General features: G+C 67.1%; 2 protein-coding genes and 1 pseudogene. 2 read left to right on the forward strand and 1 reads right to left on the reverse strand.

The annotated features are described in order from the left end of the window. Positions 1-557: metal-dependent hydrolase (locus C5O18_RS07910; protein WP_146089285.1), on the forward strand; the 557-nt coding region annotated here is incomplete at its 5' end. Positions 558-746: 189 nt separating this feature from the next. Then, a pseudogene (locus C5O18_RS07915) lies at positions 747-2,638 on the forward strand (3'-5' exonuclease). A 43-nt stretch (positions 2,639-2,681) separates the two neighbouring features. On the opposite strand, the gene C5O18_RS07920 reads toward C5O18_RS07915, so the two are convergent. Continuing rightward, entirely contained in the window at positions 2,682-3,011 is a 330-nt protein-coding gene (locus tag C5O18_RS07920; protein WP_146089286.1) for a c-type cytochrome, read from the reverse strand. Between the last annotated feature and the right edge of the window lie 109 nt (positions 3,012-3,120).

The raw sequence follows: 3,120 nt of genomic DNA on the forward strand, positions 1-3,120 counted from the left end.
TCAACGCCTTCATGCAGCGCAAGGGCCTGCCCATGGACCGCATCGATGCCTTCGTGCGCGATGGCATGAAGTTCATGCGCCGCCGGCTGTCGCCCGAGCGCCAGCTGGCCATGACCTGCGCCCTGGAGCACTTCACCGCCATCCTCGCCGAACTGGCGCTGGAGCACCCGGACTTCTTCGGCCCCATGGACGAGCGCGTGAAGCCGCTGTGGTACTGGCACGCCATCGAGGAGAACGAGCACAAGGCGGTGGCCTTCGATGTCTTCCAGGACCGCGTCGGCAGCTACTGGATCCGCAGCTCGCAGATGCTGCTCAACACCATCGAGTTCGCCTTCTTCAGCAGCTTCCACACCTGGCAGCTGTTCAAGGCGCGCGGCATCCAGCGCGACTGGAAGATGATCCGGCGCGGGCTCGACGAGCTGGTCGGCCGCAAGCCCGGCTGGCTGCGCAAGATGGGCAAGGCCTATCTGTCCTACTACCGTCCGGACTTCCACCCCTGGCAGCGCGACACCACCGCCGCCATGAACCACTGGAAGCAGGTCTACGGCATCAGCTGAGGCGACTGGCGAAGCCGCCGGGCAGCGCCCGCCGGCGCGCCGGATGACACCGGCAGACGCAGGCGTGGCTGACCGGCCACGCCGGGCGCTGGCCCCGGACGGCCGCCGCGACTACAATCCGTGGCCTGCAGAGCTGTACGCCCGGAAGCCTTCTTGAACGATCTCAATCCCCGCCAGCGCGAAGCCGTCATGGCCATCAGCGGTCCCGTGCTGGTGCTGGCCGGCGCCGGCTCGGGCAAGACCTCGGTGATCACGCGCAAGATCGCCTACCTGATCCAGCAGTGCGGCATTCCCGCGCACAAGATCATGGCAGTGACCTTCACCAACAAGGCCGCGCGCGAAATGAAGGAGCGCGCCGGCAAGCTGGTGCAGGGCCCGGAGGCGCGCGGCCTGACCGTGTCGACCTTCCACACGCTGGGCCTGACCATGCTCAAGCGCCAGCCGGACAGCTTCGGCCTGAAGAAGAACTTCTCCATCTTCGACGCCGAGGACTCGCGCACGCTGCTCGGCGAGCTGCTGCACAAGGAGAACGCCAGCGACAAGATCGATCTGGTGCGCAGCCTGATCTCCGACTTCAAGAACGCCCTGGTGACGCCGCCGGAGGCCATGAGCCGCGCCGAAAGCGAGGGCGACTACTTCGCCGCCACCATCTACGAGGCCTACGAGCGGCATCTGCGCGCCTACAACGCGGTCGACTTCGACGACCTGATCGTGCGGCCGACGCTGGCGCTGCAGAATGACCAGACGCTGCGCGAGTTCTGGCAGAACAAGGTGCACTACCTGCTGGTCGACGAATACCAGGACACCAACACCGCCCAGTACCTCATGGTGCGCCACCTGGTCGGCGCCCGCGCCTGCTTCACCGCGGTCGGCGACGACGACCAGTNGAGCAGAACTACCGCTCCACCAGCCGCATCCTGAAATGCGCCAACACGGTGATCGCCAACAACCCGCACGTGTTCGAGAAGCAGCTGTGGAGCCAGCACGGCATGGGCGACATGATCCGTGTCATCCAGTGCGCCAACGAGGACGCCGAGGCCGAAAAGGTCGCCACCGAGATCCTCAACCACAAGCTCATGCAGCGCACCGAGTTCCGCGACTATGCCGTGCTCTACCGCGGCAACTTCCAGGCCCGCATCCTGGAAACCAAGCTGCGCGAATACCAGATTCCCTACAAGATCTCCGGCGGCCAGTCCTTCTTCGGCCGCTCCGAGATCAAGGACGTGATGGCCTACCTGCGCCTGGTCATCAACCCCGAGGACGACAACGCCTTCCTGCGCATCATCAACACCCCCAAGCGCGAGATCGGTCCGGCGACGCTGGAGAAGCTCGGCGGCTACGCCCAGCAGCGCGACTGCGCCATGCTGCTGGCCTGCGAGGAAATGGGCCTGTCGCTGCACGTCGGCGAACGCGCCTGCGGCCGCCTGCAGGACTTCGCGCAGTGGCTGCAGGGCACCGCGCGCAACATCATCGACGGCGACGACCCGCTGCAGGCGATCCGCCAGATGCTCGCCGACATCCAGTACCAGGACTACCTGCTCGACCAGTCCGCCACGCCGACCGCCGCCGAGCGGCGCATGGACTCGGTCAACAGCTTCCTGGCCTCGGTGCAGCGCCTGTGGGAGAAGGCCGAGGACGAAGAGGACCGCGACATCGAGGCGGTGATCCGCAAGCTGGTGCTGCTCGACCTGCTCGAACAGCAGGCCGAGGAGGATGACAGCGACAAGGTCCAGCTCATGACCCTGCACGCGGCCAAGGGCCTGGAGTTCCCGCACGTCTACCTGATGGGCCTGGAAGAGGACCTGCTGCCGCACCGCAACAGCATCGAGGCCGGCACAGTGGAAGAAGAGCGCCGGCTGATGTACGTGGGCATCACGCGCGCGCGGCAGACGCTGACCATCACCTATGCCGGCAAGCGCAAGCTCGGCGGCGAATCGCTGCCGACCACGCCCAGCCGTTTCCTCGAGGAGCTGCCGGCGGACGAACTGGAGTGGGAAGGCCGCAGCAGCGGGCGCAGCTCGGAGCAGAAACAGGCGCTGGGCCGCGCGCACCTGAGCAACCTGCGCGACCTGCTGGGCTGAAACACTGGCGGCGCCCGGATCGCAGCGGACGCCGGAGCGGCGCTTACTTCGAGCGCGCGATCATGATGTCGACGGCGGCCTTGATCTCTTCATTGCTGCAGCTCCGGCAGCCGCCCTTGGGCGGCATGGCGCGGATGCCGTTGAGCGCATTGCGGTGCACCACGGCATTGCCCTGGGCCAGGCGTGCCGCCCACTGCTTCTTGTTGCCGGTCACCGGCGCGCCCATGAGGCCGTTGTCGTGGCAGGAGGCGCAAGCCGCTTTCAGGATGACCGCGCCGGAGCGCTGCGCGGGCGCCTGCCCGGCGGCCGGAGCGGCACTGGCGACCACCGGCATGGCCAGCAGCGCGGTCAGCAGCAGGGCGATCTTGTTCACGGCGACCTCGTTCGACACGGCTTCGGGAGCAGGGCCGGACCGGGCCCGGCACCGGGCGCAGTATAGCCACACATCCTGACGGGTCAAAAGTCGCCGGGCGTCATGGCCC

Source organism: Amnimonas aquatica, from assembly GCF_002943415.1.
Taxonomy (GTDB): domain Bacteria; phylum Pseudomonadota; class Gammaproteobacteria; order Pseudomonadales; family Moraxellaceae; genus Perlucidibaca; species Perlucidibaca aquatica_A.